Origin of the sequence: Cupriavidus sp. P-10, from assembly GCF_003402535.2 — a bacterium.
GTDB lineage: Bacteria > Pseudomonadota > Gammaproteobacteria > Burkholderiales > Burkholderiaceae > Cupriavidus.
The window spans coordinates 1,161,432-1,183,239 of record NZ_AP025171.1; the positions used below are offsets into that span (position 1 = coordinate 1,161,432).

Below are 21,808 nucleotides of genomic sequence, written 5' to 3' on the forward strand. Positions count from 1 at the left end.
CGTTAGCCGCAGTCGGTTCAGGGCGCGCAGCGCAGCTGCGGCGTGACGGCGGGCGGCTGGCCGGGTTCGTTGCCGCCACCGCCTGGGGTGCCGCCCGGTGTGCCGCCTGGCGTGCCGGGGGCCGGGCTGTCGCCGGAGTCGCCGCCGCAGGCGGCAAGCGCCAGGCACAGCAGCAGGGCGGCCAGCGTGGAAGATCGGAGAGTCATGGTGTCGTGCTCCTGCAGGGACGGGGCGGCGCTGCGCCCCGGAGAGTTGTCGGCGGTTCAGCGGTTCAGCGGTTCAGGGGTTGAGGCTGGACAGCGGCTGGCGCGCGCCGGTGATGGTCTTCAGCTCGTCGAGCGTCAGCACCCGCGTCCACATCGCCAGGTCGTTGAAGCCCATCACGCCCTTGAGCGCGCCGGGGTTGTTGCCCACGTAGTTGTGCGTGGCGTCGTCGTTCACGCCCCAGCCGGTGCCGAGCCCGGCCAGCTTGGTGACGTCGGTATTGGCGATGGCCTTGTTCTCTGTCTTCTGCAGGCCCAGCACCGGGTCGATGACATAAGCGCTGAAGCGCTTGGCGGCAGCATCGACCGACAGCGCCAGGTAGGCCCACTGGTTGGCCGATACCTTCATGCCGTTGATATCGTCGCGCTTGCCGCCGCTGCCAAGGTTGAAGCGGAGTTCGCAGCTGCCGAACAGGCCGATGGCGATGCCCGGGTTGCTGCCAGAGAAGTAGTTCTTGTTAGCCACTACCGGCGCACCGGTGCCGTTGCCCTGGGTGCAGTCGGTGCGGAACCAGAAGCCGATGGTGAATTGCGGGCTCAGTGCGATATCGGCGCCGTTATGCACCAGCTTGTAGGCGTCGACGTTGGAATCGACCCGCAGCGACTTGCCGGTGAAGTTGTCGTCGGCAAGCGAGCCGCCGTCGGTGCCGGCAACCCATGGGCCGAGCGTGGCGCCGCCCTTGCTGTCGACAAACGGCTTGCTGTCCATGCTGAAGTACGTGGCCAGGCCATCGCGCAGCGTCGCCGCCAGCGTGACGGGTTTGACGTAGTGGATCTGCGCCAGGTACGACACCGGCACGTCGTTGCGCACCAGCGTGTAGTTGAAGCGGTACAGGCCGGTGGGCATGTCGAAGGCGCTGTCGGTAAACTCGCGCGCACCCGGCGCCAGCGAAGCCACTACCACGCCGTCGCGCAGCACGCGCATGGTGCCGAAGGATTCGGTGGGGTTCTGCCAGCTCAGCGTGATGGCGTCGCCGTAGCGGCCCACGCTGGCGCCGATCGCCCGCACGCCGGCGGCGGCCGTCTGCAGCGGTGCGCCGTCGAGCCGGCTGGCTGCCGGATTGGCGGCAACGCCGGCATGCGCGAGCATCGTCGGGACCAGATCGGCCTCGGTCGGCAGCGCCGACAGTTCCGCCGCGGTGAAGGGCATGGCTGCGCCGGGCCGGGCCAGCGCGGCGTTCAGCGTCTTGTTGGTGGCGAGGAATGCGGTGCGGTTTTCCACGGTCGGCGCGGCGGTTGTGGCGCCGGTGGCATCGAGGCCGTGGCTGGTGGTGACCAGCACCAGCCAGTCTTCGCCCGGCTGCGCCTGGCGGCGCGCGGCGACGGCGGCCAGCAGTTCGCCCACCGACTTGTCGGTGTCGGCCAGCGCGCGCGCATAGGCGCCACCGCCGAAACCGCCGGTCTCCGCGGCGGCTGCCGGTGCGCTGTACTGGGCAAACACCACGCCATAGCCGGATTGCAGCTGGCGCAGCGCGTTCTGCGTAACGCAGTTGTCCACGCCGACACAGTCGACCAGCGTATCGAGCGCGCCGGTTTCCTGCTCTGCCTTGAGCAGGGCCGGCAGTATCGTCGAGCTGGTCACGGCGCCTTGCTGCAGGCCGGGCTTGCCGGCGTCGCGCAGATGGCGGAAGACGGTGGGCGCCTGCAGCGGCGTGCTGCCGGTGTCGTCGTCGACGCCGTGGCGGTTTACCCAGGTGCCGGTGAGTACCGTGGCCCAGCTGGGCGCGTCCAGCGTCGGCTGCGCGGTGACGGTGCCGGGCGCGCCGCCGGTGGCGGCGGGCACCACGTTCAGTTGGGCCAGGTTGGGCAGCTCGCGCCGCAGGATCGCGCCCTGGACTTGCGCGTAGGTGGCACCGTCGATGCCCACCAGCAGCACACGCGGCCCGCTCTGGCCGGCGGGCGCCGGGGCCGTGGTCACGGTGTCGGCCGGTGCGGGCCCGCTGGCCGCGGTGTCATCGCCGCCGCAAGCCGAGAGCGTCGCGGCCAGTGTCGCCGCCAGCGCGCTCAGCGTCGCGCCGGCCCGCGCGCGCCCGTTGCCGTGTGCGCCACGCGCTGCATGGTTGCCTGCCATTTGTCATTCCCCTGTCTGTCTGCGTTGTTCTGCGCCGGCGACTGGTGTCGCGTGGCGGATTGCGCCTCCCGCAATGCGCTCGCAGAGTAAGAACCGGGGTTGTCACCGTGGTGACAGAGGGGGAAAGAATGCTGATGGGGCTATTCAGATTCTTGCAGGCATTGCAGACAATGCAGATGTGACAAGGCCGCGCGGAGGCCGGGAACCGCCGCGCGGCATCGGGGAAAAGAGGGGCCGTCAGCTACGGAAGCCGACGCCCTGCATGATGATGCGCAGCACCCACGCCGCCACGCCCAGCGCCGCCACGCTCGCGACCCAGATCAGCACCAGCCAGCCCAGCCGGCGCAGCCATGTCGGCGCGGCCATCAGTGATAGCCCTCGCCGTGGCGCACCTTGCCGCGGAACACGTAGTAGGCCCACACCGTGTACATCAGGATGAAGGGGATGATGAACAGCGCCCCGACCAGCGCAAAGCCCTGGCTCTGCGGTGGCGCGGCGGCGTCCCAGATCGAGATCCCGGGCGGGATGATATTGGGCCAGACGCTGATCGCTAGCCCGCTGTAGCCGAGGAACACCAGCCCCAGCGCATACAGGAACGGCGCCATGTCCGGCTCGCGGCGCAACGCGCGCATCAGCATCAGCATGCACAGCGCCACCAGGATCGGCACCGGCGAGAACCAGAACAGGTTCGGCAGGCTGAACCAGCGCTCGGCGATTTCCGCGTGCGTCAGCGGCGTCCACAGGCTGATCACCGCGATCACCGCCAGCAGCAGCCACGCCAGTGCCCCCGTCAGCCTGATCATGCGCTGCTGAAGGTCGCCTTCGGTCTTCATGATCAGCCAGGTGCTGCCCAGCACGGTATACGCCACCACCAGCCCGACGCCGCAGAACAGCGGGAAGGGCGCCAGCCAGTCCAGCGGACCGCCGGCAAAACGGTGGCCTTCCATCTTGATGCCGTCGATATAGGCGCCCAGCGCCACGCCCTGGAAGAAGCTGGCGGTGGCAGAGCCGAGGATAAAGGACGCGTCCCACACGGGGCGTTCGCGGTCGTTGGCCTTGAAGCGGAATTCGAACGCCACGCCGCGGAAGATCAATCCCAGCAGCATCAGCATCAGCGGCAGGTAGAGCGCGCTCAGCACGACCGAGTACGCCAGCGGGAACGCCGCCAGCAGCCCGGCGCCGCCCAGCACCAGCCAGGTTTCATTGCCGTCCCAGACCGGCGCCACCGTGTTCATCATCACGTCGCGGTCATGGCGGTCGGGAACGAACGGAAAGAGCATGCCGATGCCCAGGTCAAAGCCGTCCATCACCACGTACATCATCACGCCAAAAAAGATGATGATGATCCAGAGAAGAGAGAGATCGATGCCCATGGTGTCAGCTCCGGGTGCGCGCGGCGGGGTTGGGGGCAAGGACTTCGTCGTCGTCCACGGCGGACAGCGGGCGCGCCGGCGTATGCTCGCGCCCCGGACCGCCTTCCGGCCTTGGCGCTTCCAGCACCGGCCCCTTGCGCACCAGCCGCATCATGTAGGCGATGCCGACGCCGAACACAAAGAAGTACGCGATCACGAAGATCCCCAGCGTCAGCGCCAGTTCGGGCACGCCGTGCGGCGAGACCGCGTCGGCGGTGCGCTGCAGGCCGTAGACGACCCACGGCTGGCGGCCGACTTCGGTGGTGTACCAGCCGGCCAGGATCGCAATCACGCCGGCCGGGCCCATCCACAGCGCCATGTGCAGGAAGGCGCGGGCGCGGTACAGCCGTTCGCCACGGCGCAGCAGCAGGCTCCAGGCGCCCAGCGCGATCATCAGCAGCCCCAGCCCCACCATCACGCGGAAGGACCAGAACAGGATGGTCGAATTGGGCCGGTCCTCCGGGGCGAATTCCTTCAGGCCCTGGATCTGGCCGTCCCAGGTGTGCGTCAGGATCAGGCTGCCCAGGCGCGGCACTTCCACCGCGAAGCGGGTTTCCTCGCGCTGCATGTCGGGCCAGCCGAACAGCAGCAGCGGCAGCCCTTCGTTGCCGTGGTTTTCCCAGTGGCCTTCCAGTGCAGCGATCTTGGCGGGCTGGTGCTTGAGCGTGTTCAGGCCGTGCAGGTCGCCGATCACGGCCTGGATCGGCGCGACGATCAGCAGCATCCACATCGCCATCGACAGCATCTTGCGGATGGCCTGGTTGTCGCGGCCGCGCAGCAGGTGCCACGCCGCCGAGGCGCCGACGAACAGCGCGGTGGCCAGGAACGCGGCCACGCTCATATGCAGCAGGCGGTAGGGGAAGGACGGGTTGAAGATGACCGCGAACCAGTCAGTCGGAACCACGCGGCCGTTGATGATCTCGAAGCCGGCCGGCGTCTGCATCCAGCTGTTCGACGCCAGGATCCACGTGGCGGAAATCAGCGTGCCCAGTGCCACCATCACCGTGGCAAAGAAATGCAGGCCGGGCCCGACGCGGTTCCAGCCGAACAGCATCACGCCCAGGAAACCGGCTTCCAGGAAGAAGGCGGTCAGCACTTCATAGGTCAGCAACGGCCCGGTGATGCTGCCGGCGAACTCGGAGAAGAAGCTCCAGTTGGTGCCGAACTGGTAGGCCATCACCAGCCCGGAGACGACCCCCATGCCGAAGTTGACGGCAAAGATCTTGGACCAGAAGTGGTAAAGGTCGCGGTAGTGCGGGCGCTTGGTGCGCAGCCAGCAGCCTTCCAGCACCGCCAGGTAGGCGGCAAGGCCGATGGTGATCGCGGGAAAGATGATGTGGAACGAAACGGTAAAGGCAAACTGGATGCGGGCGAGGTCTAGCGCGGTCAAACCAAACATAGTTGTTCTCCGTGGCGCTGGCCTGGCGCACGCCTGCGGACGGCGCGGCGCTGCGGGGGCAGGCCGGCCAGCCGGGGGGCGCGCCGGGGCGCGGGCCGTAGGCGCGTGCGGTGAGCGTAGTGTACGCCGCATACAGCGCGATGGGCAGCGGGGCGGGCGGGTGACATTTCGCCGCAGCGGGCGGCGCGGGCACTGCCTTTTGCCAACTGCCGGGGATCATCCTACCCATCGAGGCGCGGCAATAACAGCATCACTTTCAAGAGAAAAGACCGTATCAGTTTTGCGCGGTGCAGCAGCGTCCGCTACTGACATGCCAGGCAAAGAAGTGCATAGTGACGCGCTTGCCCCAATGCTCCTGTCTGGCGCCCACACCCGTGGCGCGCGTCCTGCCTCCATGGATTCCACCTTGCTGATCGTGATCACCGGCGCCGCCGTCGCCGGTTTTGTCCAGGGCCTGTCTGGCTTTGCCTTCGGCATGGTGGCGATGTCGTTCTGGGCCTGGGCCATCGAGCCCCGGCTGGCGGCGGCGATGACAGTGTTCGGCGCGCTCACCGGCCAGTTGCTGGCGGCGGCTTCGGTGCGGCGGGGGCTGTCGTGGCGGCGGCTGTGGCCGTTCGTGGCCGGCGGCGTGGCCGGCATTCCGCTGGGCGTGGCGGGTCCTGCCAATGCTCGATGCCCTGTGGATGAACTCTCCACCGCTAAGCGTCTGGCGACGCTATAGCGAGGGGTTCGCGGGTCACGGACTTTGACTTGGGGCGTTGCCGCGCCAGCGGTTTCGGTCTCGCCGCTACGCCCGTTCCAGGCGCATGCGCATCGATCAGGACGACCGACGCTGCGTTTTTGTCGCGTTGTGCCGTGTGTCCGCAGTGCGTGCACACGTGCATGCGTTGCGCGAGCGTCTTGGGCACGATCTCCCAACACGCGGCACAGCGCTGCGACGGTTTTAATTGGCGCGTGTTTGAAACGTGCAGCCGCGTACCAGCCTCTACCGCTTTATACGCGAGCATGTTATGCGCCATACTCAATCCAGCCGACAGGATCTCGCGATTGAGTCCGGCCTTTTGCCGGACCATCCGGCCGGGCTTGTCCTGCGTACCCTTTGCCGAACGACTCATATTCTGTGTGCACAGTTCTTCCGTGGCGATGAGGGCGCAGGCCGCTACCAGGCGCGACGTCGTCTTGTGCAGGAACTCGCGGCGAAGATTGCCGATGCGCTCATGCACCTTCGCAACCTGCTTGCCCAAGCGCTTATAGCGAATGGATCCGCGTTTCTTGCGCGCCTGCTGCCGCTGCAACTCCGCCATGCGCGGCATCTCATTGCGCACGAAACGCGGATTTGCGATCGTCTCGCCGTTGTCGAACGTCGCCCAGTCGTTGAGGCCGAAGTCGACGCCTCGCTGAGCGTCGCCGGTACGTGCGCGAGCGCATGCGTCTTCCGATACGCGCAGCGTGACACTGGCGAACCACTCGCCATGCTTGCGCGTAATCGTCAGATCGTTGGGCTTCGCGCCGTCACCAAAACGATGCCGGCCTCGAGCGCGGATGGACATTGCGTCCTTGCCGCTACCCAGGCGAATCGTGGCGCCACGCGTGCCGTTTTGCGCCAGTTTCCAGCCGGCCGGATCGGGATAGCAGAAGCCCGAAAACCGCCTGCCTGCCTTGAAGCGCGGAAATCCGGGCGTCTGCCCCGCCTTGATACGGCGAAAGAACGCCTGAAACGCGAGATCCAGTTTGCGCAGCGTTTGCTGCAGCGCGTGCGAACCTAGCGCGACGAATTCCGGCCGCGCCGCTTTGATCTCCGGCAACACGTTCTGCTGATCGTAGTAGCTGATCGACTTTCCGCGCTTTTGATACGCACTGATGCGCTCCTCGAGTGCCGCGTTGTAAAGCTCACAGTGCAAGCGGGTCCAGCCTGTCAGGCGTTCGGCTTGACGGGCGTTGGGGTACAGCTTGAAGGTGACCTTGCGGCGTTCCACGGCTGCTAGACTAGCACAAAGGACTCGTTAAGAACTCTGGCCGACGGCGTGGCCGGCGCGGCAGGCGGCGTCATGGGCGGCATCGGCGGCTTCACCGGCGTGATCCCGACACTGTGGTGCACGCTGCGCGGCTTCGACAAGGATGAGCAGCGCGCGGTGATCCAGAACTTCAACCTCGCCACGCTGGCGGTGACGATGGCCGCCTACGTCGGCAAGGGCATCGTCACGCGCGAGATGCTGCCGATGTTCCTGGTGGTGGCGCCTGCCATGCTGGTGCCGACGCTGCTCGGCACGCGCCTGTACCTGGGTATCAGCGAGGCCACCTTCCGCAAGGTGGTGCTGACGCTGCTGACGGCTTCGGGCGTGGCCTTGCTCGCGACTTCCGTGCCGGCGCTGCTGGCGCGCGGCTAGGCGCCTTCCGCGGCGGCCTGGCGCAGGCAGGCCAGCAACTGCTCCGCGCTGAGCGACGGTGCGCGTTCGCGCAGCGTAATGATGCCGACCGGCGGCAGTTCCACCGGCACCTCCATCGCCAGCACCTGCAGCTTCCCTTCTGCCTGCATCGCACGCGCGACCGATTGCGCCATGAACCCGGCCGCGCCGCGCTGGGCGACGAAGGTCGTCATCGCCAGATAGGAAGACGTCTCGATCACGTCCTGCGGCGGATGCAGCCCGTAACGGTAGAACGCCTGCTCGATCTTTACCCGCAGCGATGCCCAGGGCGGCGGCAGCACGCAGGGCATTGCCGCCAGGTCGGACCAGCCGGGCCGGGTCTTGCGCCCGAGCTTGTGGCCGCGCTTGACCACCACCACCATCGGCTCTTCATACAAGGCTTCGGTGACCAGGTCGGGCGCAGCATAGCCGGGCTCCAGCCGGCCGAGGATCAGGTCCAGTTCGCGCAGGCGCAGCTTGGGCAGCAGGTGCGTCAGGTCGCCTTCCTCCACCAGCACGGTGGCACGCGCATGGCGGTCCTTGAGCAGGCCCACCGCGCGCGCCAGCAGGACCGGCAGGGCGGCGCCCATCGAGCCCACCTGCACGCGCCCCGACGCGCCGCTTTGAACCGCCGCGATTTCGTCGCGGGTCTGCTCGTACTGCGCCAGCACCGAGCGCGCGAAGCGCACCAGCGATTCGCCGGCGGGCGTGGGCTCGGTGCCGCGCGTCGAGCGCGTGAACAGCGTCAGCCCCAGCATCTTCTCGACTTCGGTCAGCACCCGCGACACCGCGGGCTGGCTCACCGACAGGAACTCCGCGGTACGGCCGAGGTGGCGGAATTCATCCAGTGCCACCAGCAATTGCAGATGGCGCAGCTTGATGTTGGAGCGCAGCGCGCGATCGATCTTGACCATGCCCGCAGTCTACCTAACGAAAACGTTATGAAGCAATGCTAGTTTTTGATTGGATTGTTATGTTCCGCAGCCACAAAATGCGTGACATGACAAAGCCGGCCATGCACCGGTCGCCCATAATCAAAACACGGAGACACCCGCAAATGACCCAAGGACTCCCCATCGACCTGAAGCGCCGCAACCTGCTCATCGGCGCTGCCGCCGGCGTGGCTGCCGGTGCCGCCGGCGTGCTGCTGCCGGGCTCGCGTGCGCTGGCCTCCGCGTATCCCGAGCGTCCCATTACCTTTATCTGCCCGTGGCCGGTTGGCGGCACCGCTGACCAGTCGATGCGCGCGCTGTGCCAGGTGGCCGGCGGCATCCTCAAGCAGTCGATCGTGGTGGAGAACCGCGCAGGCGCCTCCGGCATGATCGGCACCAAGGCGCTGGCGCGTGCCACGCCGGATGGCTACACCATCGGGCAGATCCCGATCTCGGTCACGCGCTTTGCCCAGCTCGGCATGCTGCAGCTGGACCCGCGCACCGAGCTGACCTACCTGGCGCGCACGTCGGGCCAGACCTTCGGCATCGCCGTGCCGGCCAACTCGCGCTACAAGACGCTGCAGGACGTGGTGGCGGCGGCCAAGGCTAGCCCGGGCAAGATCACCTATGCGCACGCCGGCATCGGCGGCGCGACCCATGTCGGCATGGAGCAGTTTGCGCTGGCCGCTGGCGTGCAGTTCAACGCGATCGCCTACAAGGGTGGCGCCGCCGCGCTGCAGGACGTGCTGGCGGGTCAGGTGGACCTGCTGGCCGATTCCAGCTCGTGGGCACCGCATGTGGAAGCCGGCAAGCTGCGCCTGCTGGCAACCTGGGGCGAGCAGCGCGCGTCGCGCTTCAAGGACACGCCCACGCTGAAGGAACTTGGCTACAACGTGGTGGTGGAAGCGCCCAATGGCATCGGCGCGCCCAAGGGCCTGCCGCCCGCGGTGGAGAAGACGCTGCGCGATGCCTTCCGCGCAGCGGTGGCGAGCAATGAATTCAAGCAGGTCGCGGCACGGCTGGATGCACCGCTGATGTACCTGGACGGCCCCGACTACAAGAAGTACGTGGCCAGCGTCTATGCCCAGGAAACCGAGCTGATCAAGCGCCTCAAGCTCAAGGAACTGCTGCAGCAAAGCTGAGCTTAGTTGCAACCCCAGCCGCCCCACCTGTCGCACCACCAGCCGTCCACCAAAGCGAAGCCCAAGTGAAGCCCAATCCCGTCATCCGCCTGCACGCCAACGACAACGTGCTGGTTGCCCGGCATGAACTGTCGCTGGGCCAGCAGCTTGTCGAACCCGCCGTGCGCGTGCGCGCGCAGGTGCCGGCCGGACACAAGATCGCGGCCTGCGCCATTGCCGCGGGCACGCCGGTGCGCAAGTTCGATACCGTGATCGGCGTGGCCGCGCGCGATATCGTGCCCGGCGAGCACGTGCATTCGCACAACCTGACATTGGTCGATTTCTATCGCGACCCGGCGTTCTGCCAGGACGTGCGCCCGGTCGACTACGTGCCCGAGGCGCAGCGCGCCACGTTCAACGGCTTCGTGCGCGCCGATGGCCGCGTCGGCACGCGCAATTTCATCGGCATCCTCTCTTCGGTCAATTGCTCGTCCACGGTGATCCGGCAGATTGCCGCGCATTTCACCCCGGAACGGCTGGCAGCCTATCCCAACGTCGATGGCGTGGTCGCATTCGCGCAGACCAGCGGCTGCGGCATGTCGTCGCCGAGCGAGCATTTCGACGTGCTGCGGCGCACGCTGGCAGGCTATGCACGCCATCCCAACCTGGCGGGCGTGCTGATCGTCGGGCTGGGCTGCGAGCGCAACCAGGTCGCATCGCTGGTCGAGTCGCAGGGTCTCGAGCCCGGACCCGCGGTGCATACGCTGGTGATGCAGGACACCGGCGGCACGCGCGCCACCATCGCGGCGGGCATCCGCGCGGTCGAGGCGATGCTGCCCGCGGCCAATGCCGCGAAGCGCCAGCCGGTGCCGGCCAGCCATCTCAAGATCGGCCTGGAGTGCGGCGGCTCGGACGGTTTCTCGGGCATCAGCGCCAACCCGGCTCTGGGCGCGGCCATGGACCTCCTGGTGCGCCACGGCGGCACCGCCATCCTGTCGGAGACGCCTGAGATCCACGGCGTTGAATTCATGCTGACGCGCCGCGCTGTCTCGCCGGAAGTCGGGCAGAAGCTGCTCGACCGGCTGGCCTGGTGGGAGCGCTACACCGCCGGCCAGAACGCGCAGTTCAACGGCGTGGTCGGCCACGGCAACCAGCAGGGCGGCCTGGCCAATATCTTCGAGAAGTCGCTGGGCTCCGCGATGAAGGGCGGCACCACGCCGCTGCAGGCGGTGTACGAGTATGCCGAACCGATCGACCGCGCCGGCTTTGTCTTCATGGACTCGCCCGGCTATGACCCGGTCGCCGTAACCGGCCAGATCGCCAGCGGCGCCAACCTGATCTGCTTCACCACCGGCCGCGGCTCGATGTTCGGCTCCAAGCCCGCCCCGACGATCAAGCTCGCGTCCAACTCCGCCATGTTCCAGCGGCTGGAAGAGGACATGGACATCAACTGCGGGCTGGTGCTCGATGGCGAGCTGACCGTGTCCCAGATGGGCGAGCGCATTTTCCAGCATATCCTGCGTGCCGCTTCCGGCGAGCCGACCAAGAGCGAGATGCTGGGTTTGGGCGACAACGAGTTCGTACCCTGGCACCTCGGCATCGTCAGCTGATTGCTGGCTTTCCCACCATTTTTGAATCGACATCCGATGGCCCTGAACCTTGCCGAGCCCGCGCTGCTGCGCAGCCAGAACCTGATCGACGACCACTGGCGCGATGCCGGCCTGGGCGGTCGCCTGTCCGTCACCGATCCCGCCACCTGCGAGGCCTTTGCCTTCGTGCCCGACAGCGATGCCGGCGATGCGCGCCTGGCGGTCGATGCGGCCGCCGCCGCATTCCCGGCCTGGAGCCGGCGCACCGCACGCGAGCGTGCGCAGCTGATCAAGCGCTGGCATGCACTGATCCTGCAGCACCAGGAAGACCTGGCCCGCATCATCTCCACCGAGCAAGGCAAGCCCCTCAAGGAAGCGCGCGGCGAAGTGCTGTACGGCGCGTCCTACGTCGAATGGTTCGCCGAGGAAGCGACCCGCATCTGCGGCGACATCGTCGCGGAAGCTGTGCCGGGCCGCAAACTGCTGGTTCTCAAGGAGCCGGTAGGCGTGGTCGCCGCGATCACGCCGTGGAATTTCCCGCTGGCGATGATCGCCCGCAAGATCGCTCCCGCGCTCGCCGCCGGCTGCACCGTGGTGGCCAAGCCCGCCGAAGACACGCCGCTGACGGCGCTGGCGCTGGCATGGCTGGCGCAGCAGGCCGGCATTCCGGCGGGCGTGCTCAACATGGTCACCGCCTCGCGCGAGCATACGCCCGGCGTGGTCGATGCCTGGCTGGTCGACAGCCGTGTGCGCAAGGTCACGTTCACCGGCTCCACGCCGGTCGGCAAGCACCTGGCGCGCGAATCCGCCGCCACGCTGAAGAAGCTGTCGCTGGAACTGGGAGGCAACGCACCGTTCATCGTGTTCGAGGATGCCGACCTGGATGCCGCGGTCGACGGCCTGATGGCGTCCAAGTTCCGCAACGGCGGCCAGACTTGCGTTTGCCCGAACCGCGTCTATGTCCATGAGGCGGTCCACGACGACTTTGTCGGGCGGCTGGCACAGCGCGTTGGCGCGCTCCACGTCGGCCCCGCGACGGAAGACGCCGCGCAGATCGGCCCGATGATCAATGCGCGCGCCGTCGACAAGATCGCCCGCCACGTCGATGACGCCGTCGCCCGCGGCGCGCGCGTGGTCACCGGTGGAAAGCGCGTGCGCACCGACGACGGCCCGAACTACTACGCGCCGACCGTGCTGGTCGATGCCACGCCGGCGATGGAGCTGTCGTGCGAAGAGACCTTCGGCCCGGTCGCGCCGATCTTCCGCTTCCGCGACGAAGCCGAGGTCATCCGCGACGCCAACGACACGCCGTTCGGACTGGCCGCCTATTTCTATTCCAACGATATCCGCCGCATCTGGCGCGTGGCGCAGGCGCTGGAAACCGGCATGGTCGGCATCAACGAAGGCGCGATCGCCGCGGAGGCAGCGCCGTTCGGCGGCGTCAAGGAGTCCGGCTACGGCCGTGAAGGCTCGCGCCATGGCCTGGACGACTACATGCACACCAAGTACCTTTGCCAGGGTCAGCTCGGCTGAAGCGCCGGGCAACCGTCAGATCGAACAGGAAGAATCCACATGCCCGCAGACAACCCCTTCAAGACCGCGCTGGCCGCGCGCCAGCCGCAGATCGGCCTGTGGCTGTCGATGGCCACGCCGTACCTGGCCGAAGTGTCGGCCACTGCCGGTTTCGACTGGCTGCTGATCGACGGCGAGCACGCGCCCAACGACCTGCAAACCACGCTGCAGGCGCTGCAGACGCTGGGCGCCTATCCGTCGCAGCCGGTGGTGCGCGCCGTGTCCGGCGACGTGGCACTGATCAAGCAACTGCTCGATATCGGCGCCAAGACGTTGCTGGTGCCGATGGTCGACACCGCCGAGCAGGCACGCACGCTGGTCAGCGCGACCCGCTACCCGCCGCAAGGCATCCGCGGCGTGGGCAGCGCGGTGGCACGGGCTTCGCGCTGGAGTTCGCGCACCGATTACCTCGACGTGGCCGATGACGAAGTCTGCCTGCTGGTGCAGGCCGAGACCGTCACCGCGCTGCAGAACCTGGAAGCCATCTGCGCGGTGGACGGCGTCGACGGCGTCTTTATCGGCCCCGCCGACCTCGCCGCATCGATGGGCCATCGCGGCCGCCCCGGCCATCCCGAAGTACAGGCTGCGATCGAAGGGGCGATGCGGACCATCATCGCCAGCGGCAAGGCCGCCGGCACGCTGACCTCCGATCCTGCGCTGGCGCGCCGCTACCTCGAACTCGGCTGCACCTTCGTGGCTACCGGCGTCGACGTGCTGGTCTATGCCAACGCCGCGCGCAAGCTGGCGGCATCGTTCCGCGAGCAATCGGCCGACGCTGCCGCCGACACCAAGCCCTCCGCCGCGTACTGACCCGCTTCAGGACTAACCATGCAAGCCGTCCCCCAGACTCACGAATCCACGCTGCGCGCGATGGAAGCCATCGTCGGCGCCAACGCCTGCCGCACCGGCGAGGCCGACACCCAGGCCTACGTCACCGACTACCGCGGCATCTACCGCGGCCAGGCGCAGGTGGTGGTGCTGCCATCGTCGACGGAACAGGTCAGCCAGGTGCTGCAGTGGTGCCATGCCAACCGCGTGCCGGTGGTGCCGCAGGGCGGCAATACCTCGCTGATGGGCGGCGCGGTGCCCGACGACAGCGGTACCGCGGTGGTGGTCAACCTGGGCCGCATGAACCGCGTGCTGGAAGTCGACACTATCAACGACACCATGACCGTGCAGGCCGGCGTGACGCTGAGCGCCGCACGCGGTGCAGCCGAAGGGGAAGGGCGCCTGTTCCCGCTGCGCATCGGTTCTGAAGGCTCGTGCCAGATCGGCGGCAACCTGTCGACCAATGCCGGCGGCACCGCGGTGCTGCGCTACGGCAATATGCGCGACCTCGTGCTCGGCATCGAGGCGGTGCTGCCCGACGGGCGCATCTTCTCGTCGCTGCGAGGCCTGCGCAAGGACAACACCGGCTACGACCTCAAGCATTTGTTCATCGGCGCCGAAGGCACGCTTGGCATCATCACCGGTGCCGTGCTCAAGCTGATGCCGCAGCCGCGCAGCACCGCCGTGGCGCTGGTTGCGGTCAAGGACCCGGCCGCCGCCGTGGCGCTGCTCGGCGAAGCCAAGCGGCTCTCCGGCCAGGCCGTCAGCGCCTTCGAGCTGATTTCGAGGCCCGCGCTGGAACTGGTGCTGGAATTCCTCGGTAACGTTGCCGCGCCGCTGCAGGACCGCCACGACTGGATGGTGCTGGTCGAACTGACTTCCGGCACCGACGCTGAAAGCCTCAACGCCACGCTGATGGAAATCCTCGAGTCCGGCTTCGGCCAGGGGCTCGTGCTGGATGCCGCCGTCGCCTCCAGCCTGTCCGACGTCCAGACCTTCTGGCGCATCCGCGAAGAGATCTCTGACGCCCAGACGCGCACCGGCGGCAGCATCAAGTGCGATGTCTCGGTGCCGCTGTCGCGCATCGCAGCCTTTGTCGAAGAGGCCTCCGCCGGGGTGCTGGAACTGGTGCCGGACGCGCGCATGGTGATCTATGGGCACATGGGCGACGGCAATGTCCATTTCAACCCGCTGCGGCCCAAGGACCTGGCGGCAAAGGATTTCCTGGCGCGGTGGTATGAGCCGGTGTCGACGCTGGTGGATGGCCTGGCTTACGCCGGCAACGGCTCGGTGTCGGCCGAGCATGGCATCGGCGTGGGCAAGCGCGACGACCTGGTGCGCTACAAGTCGCGGGTCGAACTGGAACTGATGTGGCAGGTCAAGCAGGCGCTCGATCCGCTGAACCTGCTCAATCCGGGCAAGGTGCTGCCGGTGCTTGGCGCATAGGGCGTTGTTCCGCCGCCAATCGCGGTGGCGGGCAGGTGAGGCCACAAGGGCCGGGTAAAGCGCACGCGTGGCATGAACCGGCCAACTCGGCTAAGGTGTGTGTTCAAGACACGGGCCGGATGCCGGTGATTCGTCACACGGCGTCCGGCGCAACAGGGCCGGTTGCCTGCACGGGTTCCACAGCGCAGGCAACATGGCCCGGACCACATCGCCCCGACAGCCCACCATGAGCGCTCACGCCACCCCCAGCGTCCCCGGCCTCGAAAAGCCCGAACTCCTTTATCCCTGCGGCGAGCCGCCCGAACCCGGCCGCGCCATCGAAGTCGCGCCCGGCGTGATGTGGCTGCGCATGCCGATGCCGCTCGGCCTGAACCATATCAACCTGTGGGCAATCCGCGACGACAACGGCTGGGCCGCGGTCGACTCCGGCCTGCAGACCCCGCAAACCGCGCAGGCCTGGCGCACGCTGTTCGGCACCGACGGCGCCCTGGCCGGCGGCCTGACACGCCTGTTCGTCACCCACATGCACCCCGACCATGTCGGCATGGCCGGCTGGCTCACGAGCAAATTCGGCTGCCAGTTGTGGATGACGCGGCTGGAATACCTGATGTGCCGCGTGCTGGCCGCCGACACCGGCCGGGCCGCCCCGGCCGACGCCATCGCGTTCTACCGCCGCGCCGGCTGGGATGACGAAGCCATCGAGGTCTACCGCGCCCGCTTCGGCGGCTTCGGCAAATTTGTCCACGCCTTGCCCGAAAGCTTCCGCCGCCTGTCCGACGGCGATACCGTCCGCATCGGCGCGCACGACTGGCAGGTCATCGTCGGCACCGGCCATGCGCCCGAGCACGCCTGCCTGTACTGCCCGGCGCTGAAAGTCCTGGTGTCCGGCGACCAGGTCCTGCCGCGCATCTCCTCCAACGTCTCCGTATTTCCCACCGAGCCCGATGCCGATCCGATGCAGGACTGGCTCGCCTCGCTCGACAAGGTGCGTGCCACCGTCCCGGACGACGTGCTGGTGCTCCCCGCCCACAACGAACCTTTCCGCGGCCTGCACGCCCGCCTCGACTACCTGCGCGCCAGCCAGCTGCAGGCGCTCGACCGGCTGCGCGGCGCGCTGTCCGAGCCCAGGCGGGCGGTGGATGTCTTTGGCGAGCTGTTCTCCCGGCCGATCACCGGATCCGGCGGGTTGCTGGGGATGGCGACAGGCGAGAGCATCGCGCACCTGAACTACCTGCTGCACAGGGGCGAGGCGGTGCGGGAGCTCGGTGAGGACCAGTGCTACTGGTATCGCATGGGGTAGCAGCCCCGGCTGCGGCGGGCCGAAACGGCCCGCCAGTGTTGCCAAAGTGCAACGAGCCCTGGCTCGGACTGTTCCCAACTTTGTCCCCTTTGTAGCCAGCGCTTGCAGCATGGCCATGCCTGCGCGGCGACCCGCCGCCGCCCGCGCGAAGGCCGTCGGCCTATTACAAAATCCGATTCGTGCGCCGCCTTCGCCGGTCCTCGGTGAGTAATAAAACCTCGGAAAGTACTGACTCCCAAAACAAGCGCGGGTGACACCGCCGCCGAGGCGATGCACGCGGGATTGCCTCTTGCATTCGCAGAAATACCATAGGGTTTATGCCCATTTCTCAGAGACAACGCCCTCATCTTGTGTCTATGTGACTCCACACCAAGTTTTGAGGCGAACCAGGCACCTGTGATGCCTGAGATCGGTTGGTGGCTTGGCCCCGGTGCTCGGATCATGTGTGCAGTATACATCACACAGTTATCAGGATAATAAATGAATTGATTATACAATCGGCTAATGTGATTGTTGTTGGAGTGATTTAATCCTGATTTTTAGAGCGTTCACGAACCCGATTATTTAAGTGTTTTAATATTAACTTGTGCCAAATATTTGCGTCGGATTAATCGTATTCTGCATTGCAGCAAAAAAAGTATGATAGAGCCTGAAACCCAATGTGGGCACGGATCTCGGCAGTGTCGAGAGGGCCACTAAACGGTTTGTACGTGGACAATAGGACACCTTTCACCTGTACAAAGTGATGTCACCCCCCTTTTGGAGTATGTGAGTGAAAAGTTGTTACAGGATGTTGTCTATGCTGCAGGTGCACCGTATTATTGCGCGCTGTCAACGCGACGGCCGCGCAAAAGCAGCCGCCCGGTACAAAAAAAGACCAGATTCGAATAATGAACGCAGTCGTTCAGGGAGCGGTTGGGGGCCAAACGCCCGCAGCCTTGATGTCAATGTCCAGTCTGCAGCCTTGGGCAACCGTGTCGGCATCCGCCGAGGGGCCTCTGCGCGGCTCGCGGATGCCACGCGGAAGCGTAGTCGCGGCACAACGCTTTAGCGCTGAATGCGTCACATTTGATGCGTGGGCCAACCCACGCATCTCAGATACGCCTGTCTTCGGCACGCCAGATCCAAGCGGCACGAAGCTATGAGCCGGACCTCAGTCCGGTCGGACGTCTCCGTCGCGGTTTCCGTTTGGAAGGCGCTGTTCCTGCGCGAGGCCAGCGCTCGCCTGGCTTCCGGCCGCGCAGCCTGGCTATGGATCCTGGTCGAGCCTGCTGCTCACATCATCTTCCTGATGGTGGTTGTTGGTGTGATCCGGCACCGCGTAATGGCAGATGCCAATATTGAAGTTTTTCTGTTGGTTGGCATTTGGGGCTTCTTTCTCGTGCGCAACGTGGCGAGTCGCTGCATGGAGGCGGTCAGCGCTAATCAGGCGCTGTTTGCCTACAGGCAAGTGCAGCCAGTAGATACCGTGCTGGTCCGGGCAAGCCTCGAGGTTGTCGTCAACATCATTGTTGGCGCGGTACTGTTGGCCGCGCTCGCGATGTTTGACATCGATATCTGGCCAAGCGATCCGCTTTTTGTCATCTGGGCGGCCTTCCTGTTATGGGTGTTCGGCCTGGGCCTGGGCCTGATCTTCTCCGTCATTGGAAAGTTGTCCTCCGAAGGCGGCAAGCTTATCCGTCTTACGTTCATGCCCTTGTACTTCCTGTCGGCGGTGATGTATCCCGTCTCGAGTCTGCCGCGGGGTATGCGAGAAGCGGTTCTCGTCAATCCGATCGTCCATGGCCTTGAGGCAATGCGGACGGGGTACTTTGCGGCCTATCGCGGCGAGGCGCATATCAGCCTCGGCTATCTGGCCTTCGCCGCATTGGTTTCCGTGTTTCTCGGGCTTGCGCTGCATGCGCGGTTCTCTACAAAGCTGGTGGCGCAATGATTGAGATAAGGGATATCCACAAGCGATATCGCTCCAGTCACGGATCCAGATGGGTGCTCAAGGGTGTGACGTTCAACATCCCGCCTCGCTGCAGGTTAGCGTTGATCGGTGCAAACGGCGCGGGTAAATCAACGCTGCTGCGCCTGGTGGGCGGGATCGACCAACCAAACCAGGGGCGCATCGTACGAAACTGCCGCGTCTCCTGGCCGCTCGGCTTGTCAGGTGGCTTCCAGGGATCGCTCAGCGGCAGACAGAACACCAAGTTTGTCTGCCGCATACATGGTGTTAACGGCGATCTCGCGGAGAAACTTGAGTTCGTGCGAGAGTTTTCGGAGTTGAACGATGCGTTCGACGATCCTGTGAAAACATATTCGTCGGGCATGCGCTCGCGTCTGGCATTCGCCATGTCGCTGGCGTTTGATTTTGATACCTATCTCGTCGACGAACTGACCGCAGTAGGCGATGCATCCTTTAAGGGGAAGTCGCAGAAAGCCTTTGAAGACCTTGCAGACAGGGCGGGGCTGGTGATGGTCTCGCACAGTGAATCGACGCTACGTAATTTTTGCCAATCTGGAGTCTGGTTGCATCAGGGCCGTGCGCACTGGTTCGATTCCGTGGATGACGCCCTGAAGGCTTACAGGGAAAGCATTGCAGCATGATCAAGACGTTGAAGATGAGCGGGGCTGTGCAGATACAGCGTCTGCATGGGATGAACAGAATCGGGCAAGTGGCGCTTGGCGCTTGCCTAGTCGCGGTCCTGTACTGGAGTTTGATTGCCTCCGATATCTATGTGTCGGAAGCACGTGTGGTGGTGGAGCGTAGCGATGGTGTAGGCAGCAATGCTTCGGACTTCTCCTCGCTGCTGCTCGGTGGTGACACGGCGTCTCAGGATTTGCTGCTGCTGCGGGAGTACCTGTTGTCCACCGATATGCTCAAGAAACTGGACGCAAAGCTGCATTTGCGTGGCCACTTTGCGGATAGCCAACGCGATCCTTGGTCGCGGCTGTGGTTTGAGAATGCCTCGCTGGAACGCTTTCATGATTACTATCTTAAGCGCGTAAGTGTCGAATACGATGACTTCTCCCGCGTGCTGGTGATCAAATCTCAAGGGTACACACCGGACATGGCTCAGGCGATCACCCGGGAACTGGTCGCCGAAGGCGAGCGATTCATGAACGAAATGACGCATCGCATCGCAAGCGAACAGGTGATCTACATCGAGAAGCAGGTAAAAGACCTCGGTGAAAGGGTCAAAACCGCTCGTCAGGCATTGCTGGCATATCAGAACGCAAATGGCCTCGTGTCGCCTCGCGGTGAAGTGGAGAGCTTGTCTGCTGTTGTTGCAAGCGCAGAGGGCACCCTGGCAGACCTTAACGTCAAGCGTAACGCGCTCAAGGATGTGTTCACGGCGCAGTCGCCCGCGATCCAGCAACTGGATGCGCAGATTGCAGCGGTGGAGCGCCAGATTTCCGAACAGCGTGGGCGCATGGTTTCGAGCAAAGGCAAAGGTGGCTTGAACAAGGTCGTCGAAGAGCACGATCGCTTGCAAGCTGCGGCCGAGTTTTCCTTCGATGTTTACAAGACAGCGCTCGGTGCCTTGGAAAAGGCGCGGATTGAAGCCACTCGCAAACTGAAGAACGTTGCCGTGCTTCAGAGTCCGACGCTGCCGGAGTACCCACTCCAGCCGCGGCGCATTTACAACATCGTGGTGTTCGTGCTGGCGACAGTGATGCTGGCCGGGGTGCTCCAACTGCTGGGCGCCATTATTCGCGATCACCGGGACTGATTATGGTTCGCAGACTTATTGCTATTGTCGTGGTCGCATGCGCAGCGATCGGCTCTACCCACGCACTTGCCCAGAGTAGCTTGCGCGGGGCACAACTTGCTGCCATGACGCAGCCGGATTTTGCAGTCCTGGCAGCACAAGGCGCACTATCTCCGTCTGTGGGCGCCAGCGCTCCGGTAGAGAATACGCCGCCCATGGTTCCGGCACGTCCCGACCAGCCATTGCCGGATAGCGCGCCGCAGAACAATGACTACACCGCCAACATGGCGAGTGACGCCTTTGGCGCGCAGTTGTTTACCGGCGCCTTCAGCCGAGACAGTGCTTCGGTATTCAACCCGAGCCATGTCGTTTCGGTGGGTGACAAGATCCAGCTTCGAATCTGGAACGGCTACAACGTTGATACCGTGCTGACGGTGGATGCCGGCGGAAACATTCTGCTTCCGGAAGTAGGGCCATTCCGTGTGCAGGGCATTACGAACGGCAACCTGCAAAGCGCCATCAGCAATGCGATGCGAAGGGTATTTGCCAGCAAGGTTTCCATCTATGCCAGCCTGCTCGCGGCGCAACCGGTACGTGTGTACGTGACTGGAGCGGTGCGCCGGCCGGGTATGTATAGCGGTACATCTAGCGACAGCATCCTTCGCTACCTGGACCAGGCGGGTGGTATCGACCCCGATCGCGGCTCGTTCCTTGATGTCGCCGTCAAGCGTGGCAATCAGACTCTGGATATCGTCAATCTCTACGATTTCCTTCTCAAAGGCGAGCTGTCGTCCCGCCAGCTCAACAACGGTGATGTCATTTTCGTGCAACCCCGAAAAAAGACGGTCAAGGCTGGCGGGCTCGCCGAGAACGCCAAGCGGTTCGAGTTCATTGGGGACCATGCTAGGCTGGATCAGGTCGTACTGCTGGCCAAGCCTTTGCCGGAAGCAACAAATGTGCGAGTGACCCGAAACACCGGCTCGGTCCGAAACGTTGAATACTTTCCGATCTCGCAGGGCCACGAAATCGTACTGCGCAATGGCGACGAGATCGAATTCACTGCCGACAAGCGGCCGGGCACCATCACCGTACGGGTGGAGGGCGAGCACACCGGACCTCAGGAATATGTCCTGCCGTATGGATCGCGGATGGGTGAGCTGCTGAAGCAAGTGCACTTTACGCCCGAGTCGGACGCAGCCAGCATCCAGTTGTTCCGCCTCAGTGTTAAGGACCGTCAGAAGACCTTGCTGGCGGCGACGCTGCGCACTCTCGAGTCAAGTGTCCTCACTGCTCGCTCGGGTACAGCTGAGGAAGCGCAATTGCGAAAGGAGGAGGCTGCTCTCGTCCTGCAGTGGGTGGAGCGTGCCAAGAAGATTGACCCGTCAGGCCAGACCGTCATCTCCAAGTCGAGCGTTCGTGATGAGTTGTTGCTGGAGAACGGTGATGTCCTGCGCGTTCCGGTCAAGGACGGACTGGTGCTGGTGAGCGGTGAAGTGCTTTTCCCCAACGCGGTCGCCTTCGACAAGAGCATGGACCTAGACGATTTGATTCGCCAGGCGGGTGGCTATTCGCAAAATGCTGATACATCACGCGTGATTGTTGCTCATCGCGATGGAAGTTTCTCCGATGGCAAGAAGGACGGAACCGTGCGTGCTGGCGACGAAATCATGGTATTGCCGAAGGTGGACTTCAAGACTAGGCAGTTTGCCAAGGACGTGTTCCAGATTCTGTATCAGATCGCCATCAGTGCGAAAGTGGTGCTTGGGCTCTAG

17 protein-coding genes and 2 pseudogenes are annotated in these 21,808 nt (G+C 65.0%); 12 read left to right on the forward strand and 7 right to left on the reverse strand.

Annotated features, from left to right (window positions below):
• Window positions 1–17: 17 nt before the first annotated feature.
• From CTP10_RS22395 to CTP10_RS22415, 5 genes are all read right to left on the reverse strand, one after another.
• Window positions 18–206, reverse strand: a complete 189-nt coding sequence (locus CTP10_RS22395; protein WP_116321115.1) for a hypothetical protein — start codon at window positions 204–206, stop codon at window positions 18–20.
• A gap of 73 nt (window positions 207–279) precedes the next feature.
• Complete coding sequence (locus tag CTP10_RS22400) at window positions 280–2,334, reverse strand: LamG-like jellyroll fold domain-containing protein (RefSeq protein WP_116321114.1); 2,055 nt, start codon at window positions 2,332–2,334, stop codon at window positions 280–282.
• A gap of 237 nt (window positions 2,335–2,571) precedes the next feature.
• Window positions 2,572–2,700, reverse strand: a complete 129-nt coding sequence (locus tag CTP10_RS22405; RefSeq protein ID WP_116321113.1) for a DUF2474 domain-containing protein — start codon at window positions 2,698–2,700, stop codon at window positions 2,572–2,574.
• The gene (gene cydB, locus CTP10_RS22410; protein ID WP_116321112.1) at window positions 2,700–3,707 is read right to left on the reverse strand and encodes a cytochrome d ubiquinol oxidase subunit II; all 1,008 of its coding nucleotides are present in this window, start codon (window positions 3,705–3,707) and stop codon (window positions 2,700–2,702) included. Before cydB ends, CTP10_RS22405 begins: the two co-directional genes overlap by 1 nt.
• Before the next feature lie 4 nt (window positions 3,708–3,711).
• Window positions 3,712–5,145: a cytochrome ubiquinol oxidase subunit I gene (locus tag CTP10_RS22415; RefSeq protein WP_116321111.1), complete on the reverse strand. Its 1,434-nt coding sequence runs from the start codon at window positions 5,143–5,145 to the stop codon at window positions 3,712–3,714.
• A gap of 394 nt (window positions 5,146–5,539) precedes the next feature.
• On the opposite strand from CTP10_RS22415, the pseudogene CTP10_RS22420 reads away from it, so the two are divergent.
• Window positions 5,540–5,828 (forward strand): annotated as a pseudogene (locus CTP10_RS22420) (sulfite exporter TauE/SafE family protein); the annotation flags it as partial.
• A 15-nt stretch (window positions 5,829–5,843) separates the two neighbouring features.
• Here CTP10_RS22420 and CTP10_RS22425 read toward each other — a convergent pair.
• Window positions 5,844–7,121 carry an RNA-guided endonuclease InsQ/TnpB family protein gene (locus CTP10_RS22425; protein WP_116321110.1) on the reverse strand — a complete coding sequence of 426 codons (1,278 nt, stop codon included), beginning with the start codon at window positions 7,119–7,121 and terminating at the stop codon, window positions 5,844–5,846.
• Between the two features lie 36 nt (window positions 7,122–7,157).
• Here CTP10_RS22425 and CTP10_RS22430 point away from each other — a divergent pair.
• Window positions 7,158–7,532, forward strand: a pseudogene (locus CTP10_RS22430) (TSUP family transporter); the annotation flags it as partial.
• Here CTP10_RS22430 and CTP10_RS22435 read toward each other — a convergent pair.
• Window positions 7,529–8,464 carry a LysR substrate-binding domain-containing protein gene (locus CTP10_RS22435; RefSeq protein ID WP_116321109.1) on the reverse strand — a complete coding sequence of 312 codons (936 nt, stop codon included), beginning with the start codon at window positions 8,462–8,464 and terminating at the stop codon, window positions 7,529–7,531. The pseudogene CTP10_RS22430 and the gene CTP10_RS22435 overlap by 4 nt on opposite strands.
• A 143-nt stretch (window positions 8,465–8,607) precedes the next feature.
• On the opposite strand from CTP10_RS22435, the gene CTP10_RS22440 reads away from it, so the two are divergent.
• The 10 genes from CTP10_RS22440 (at window position 8,608) to CTP10_RS22485 (ending at window position 21,808) form a co-directional block, all read left to right on the forward strand.
• A complete protein-coding gene (locus CTP10_RS22440; protein ID WP_116321108.1) occupies window positions 8,608–9,624 on the forward strand; it encodes a tripartite tricarboxylate transporter substrate binding protein in 1,017 nt (338 codons plus the stop codon).
• A gap of 65 nt (window positions 9,625–9,689) precedes the next feature.
• Window positions 9,690–11,213, forward strand: a complete 1,524-nt coding sequence (locus CTP10_RS22445) for a UxaA family hydrolase (protein ID WP_116321107.1) — start codon at window positions 9,690–9,692, stop codon at window positions 11,211–11,213.
• A gap of 36 nt (window positions 11,214–11,249) precedes the next feature.
• The gene (locus CTP10_RS22450; RefSeq protein ID WP_116321106.1) at window positions 11,250–12,725 is read left to right on the forward strand and encodes an NAD-dependent succinate-semialdehyde dehydrogenase; all 1,476 of its coding nucleotides are present in this window, start codon (window positions 11,250–11,252) and stop codon (window positions 12,723–12,725) included.
• Window positions 12,726–12,764: 39 nt separating this feature from the next.
• Entirely contained in the window at window positions 12,765–13,574 is an 810-nt protein-coding gene (hpaI, locus tag CTP10_RS22455) for a 4-hydroxy-2-oxoheptanedioate aldolase (RefSeq protein ID WP_116321105.1), read from the forward strand.
• A gap of 60 nt (window positions 13,575–13,634) precedes the next feature.
• A complete protein-coding gene (locus CTP10_RS22460; protein WP_116321219.1) occupies window positions 13,635–15,038 on the forward strand; it encodes an FAD-binding oxidoreductase in 1,404 nt (467 codons plus the stop codon).
• Between the two features lie 226 nt (window positions 15,039–15,264).
• The gene (locus CTP10_RS22465; RefSeq protein ID WP_116321104.1) at window positions 15,265–16,338 is read left to right on the forward strand and encodes an MBL fold metallo-hydrolase; all 1,074 of its coding nucleotides are present in this window, start codon (window positions 15,265–15,267) and stop codon (window positions 16,336–16,338) included.
• Between the two features lie 1,141 nt (window positions 16,339–17,479).
• Window positions 17,480–18,271 carry an ABC transporter permease gene (locus CTP10_RS22470; protein ID WP_116321103.1) on the forward strand — a complete coding sequence of 264 codons (792 nt, stop codon included), beginning with the start codon at window positions 17,480–17,482 and terminating at the stop codon, window positions 18,269–18,271.
• A complete protein-coding gene (locus tag CTP10_RS22475; protein WP_116321102.1) occupies window positions 18,268–18,930 on the forward strand; it encodes an ABC transporter ATP-binding protein in 663 nt (220 codons plus the stop codon). Before CTP10_RS22470 ends, CTP10_RS22475 begins: the two co-directional genes overlap by 4 nt.
• Window positions 18,927–20,057, forward strand: a complete 1,131-nt coding sequence (locus CTP10_RS22480; RefSeq protein WP_116321101.1) for a chain-length determining protein — start codon at window positions 18,927–18,929, stop codon at window positions 20,055–20,057. Before CTP10_RS22475 ends, CTP10_RS22480 begins: the two co-directional genes overlap by 4 nt.
• 2 nt (window positions 20,058–20,059) lie before the next feature.
• Complete coding sequence (locus tag CTP10_RS22485; protein ID WP_116321100.1) at window positions 20,060–21,808, forward strand: polysaccharide biosynthesis/export family protein; 1,749 nt, start codon at window positions 20,060–20,062, stop codon at window positions 21,806–21,808.

Excerpts from the sequence above, each read along its gene's own strand:
- CTP10_RS22450 (WP_116321106.1), top strand. The coding sequence starts at position 11,250 with ATGGCCCTGAACCTTGCCGAGCCCGCGCTGCTGCGCAGCCAGAACCTG.
- CTP10_RS22470 (WP_116321103.1), top strand. The coding sequence starts at position 17,480 with ATGAGCCGGACCTCAGTCCGGTCGGACGTCTCCGTCGCGGTTTCCGTT.
- CTP10_RS22405 (WP_116321113.1), bottom strand. The coding sequence starts at position 2,700 with ATGGCCGCGCCGACATGGCTGCGCCGGCTGGGCTGGCTGGTGCTGATC.
- CTP10_RS22480 (WP_116321101.1), top strand. The coding sequence starts at position 18,927 with ATGATCAAGACGTTGAAGATGAGCGGGGCTGTGCAGATACAGCGTCTG.
- CTP10_RS22440 (WP_116321108.1), top strand. The coding sequence starts at position 8,608 with ATGACCCAAGGACTCCCCATCGACCTGAAGCGCCGCAACCTGCTCATC.
- hpaI (WP_116321105.1), top strand. The coding sequence starts at position 12,765 with ATGCCCGCAGACAACCCCTTCAAGACCGCGCTGGCCGCGCGCCAGCCG.
- CTP10_RS22485 (WP_116321100.1), top strand. The coding sequence starts at position 20,060 with ATGGTTCGCAGACTTATTGCTATTGTCGTGGTCGCATGCGCAGCGATC.
- CTP10_RS22400 (WP_116321114.1), bottom strand. The coding sequence starts at position 2,334 with ATGGCAGGCAACCATGCAGCGCGTGGCGCACACGGCAACGGGCGCGCG.
- CTP10_RS22465 (WP_116321104.1), top strand. The coding sequence starts at position 15,265 with ATGAGCGCTCACGCCACCCCCAGCGTCCCCGGCCTCGAAAAGCCCGAA.
- CTP10_RS22415 (WP_116321111.1), bottom strand. The coding sequence starts at position 5,145 with ATGTTTGGTTTGACCGCGCTAGACCTCGCCCGCATCCAGTTTGCCTTT.
- CTP10_RS22475 (WP_116321102.1), top strand. The coding sequence starts at position 18,268 with ATGATTGAGATAAGGGATATCCACAAGCGATATCGCTCCAGTCACGGA.
- CTP10_RS22395 (WP_116321115.1), bottom strand. The coding sequence starts at position 206 with ATGACTCTCCGATCTTCCACGCTGGCCGCCCTGCTGCTGTGCCTGGCG.
- cydB (WP_116321112.1), bottom strand. The coding sequence starts at position 3,707 with ATGGGCATCGATCTCTCTCTTCTCTGGATCATCATCATCTTTTTTGGC.
- CTP10_RS22435 (WP_116321109.1), bottom strand. The coding sequence starts at position 8,464 with ATGGTCAAGATCGATCGCGCGCTGCGCTCCAACATCAAGCTGCGCCAT.
- CTP10_RS22460 (WP_116321219.1), top strand. The coding sequence starts at position 13,635 with ATGGAAGCCATCGTCGGCGCCAACGCCTGCCGCACCGGCGAGGCCGAC.